The organism is Photorhabdus sp. RM322S (assembly GCF_042879395.1).
Lineage (GTDB): Bacteria > Pseudomonadota > Gammaproteobacteria > Enterobacterales > Enterobacteriaceae > Photorhabdus > Photorhabdus khanii.
Genome location: NZ_JBHFKW010000128.1, coordinates 1 through 1,306, shown reverse-complemented (window position 1 = coordinate 1,306; position 1,306 = coordinate 1). Strand labels below are relative to the sequence as shown.

Here is a 1,306-nt window from a genome sequence, read left to right as displayed (position 1 = left end):
CATGGATCCCTATCGGGCGTCCGACGGCCAACATGCGGGTTTATCTGTTAGATGCTTACGGTCAGCCAGTACCACTGGGGACAGTAGGGGAATTGTATATTGGGGGTACCGGTGTGACGCGGGGTTATCTCAATCGCCCTGAGCTGACGGCTGAACGTTTCCTTACAGATCCGTTTAGCGATAAACCGGGTGCACGTATGTACCGTACCGGGGACTTGGTCCGTTACCTGCCGGACGGCAACCTGATATTTGTTGGTCGTAATGACCAGCAGGTTAAAATCCGGGGCTTTCGTATTGAACCGGGAGAAATCGAAGCACGGCTAACAGAGCATCCTGTAGTACGTGAAGCGCAGGTATTGGTGTTGGGTGACGGGCAGGACAAACGGCTGGTCGCCTATGTGGTGGCGCCAGAGGATGACGGTCTGATTAACAGCCTTCGTGCTCACCTGAGTGCAGTTTTGCCTGACTATATGGTGCCGACGGCCGTTGTCCGTTTGGATGCTTTCCCGTTAACCCCTAACGGCAAGCTGGATCGCCGGGTATTACCGGTGCCAGGTGAGGAAGCCTTTGCCCGTCAGCGCTATGAAGCTCCGCAAGGGGAAGCCGAAATTGCGCTGGCGGCTATCTGGTGTGAGTTGCTGGGGATTGAACAGATTAGCCGGTATGACAATTTCTTTGCGCTGGGCGGCCATTCGTTGTTGGCGGTGCGGATGATGAACCGGATAGCGGCGTTAGGTATCGAACTAGCATTGAGCACGTTGTTTGAAGCCCCCACTTTGATTGCCTTTGCTGAGGCAATGCATGCCCAGTTTGATGAGCAGCGCAGGCTATTGCCCGTCATCACGCCAATATCCCGTGAGGGGGTGTTGCCGCTGTCATTCGCACAGCAGCGTCTGTGGTTCCTGGCCCAGTTTGAGGGCGTGAGTGATACCTATCATATCCCGATGGTACTGCGCTTGTGTGGTCGGCTGGATATCGCTGCCTGGCAGCAGGCGCTCGACAGGTTGTTTGCCCGTCATGAAGCGTTACGTTCTGTCTTCGTCTCTGTTGACGGTCAGCCACAGGTGCAATTGTTGAGTGCAGACAACGGCTTGCCTTTATCTCAACATGACCTGCGTGGGATACCGGATGTTGAAACCGTACTTGAACGCCTGAGCACCGAGGAAGCTTACACGCCATTTGATCTTGGTCATGGCCCGCTTATCCGCGCTTCTCTCATTCGGCTCACGGATGATAAATACCAGTTTTTGCTCACCCAGCATCACATTGTGTCGGACGGCTGGTCTGTAGGCGTGTTGATGTCTGA

Annotated in this window: 1 protein-coding gene; it reads left to right on the top strand. The window is 54.7% G+C overall.

Annotation, left to right across the window (positions count from 1 at the left end):
* On the top strand, positions 1-1,306 hold a 1,306-nt coding region (locus tag ACGF63_RS22880), incomplete at both ends, for a condensation domain-containing protein (RefSeq protein ID WP_387633376.1).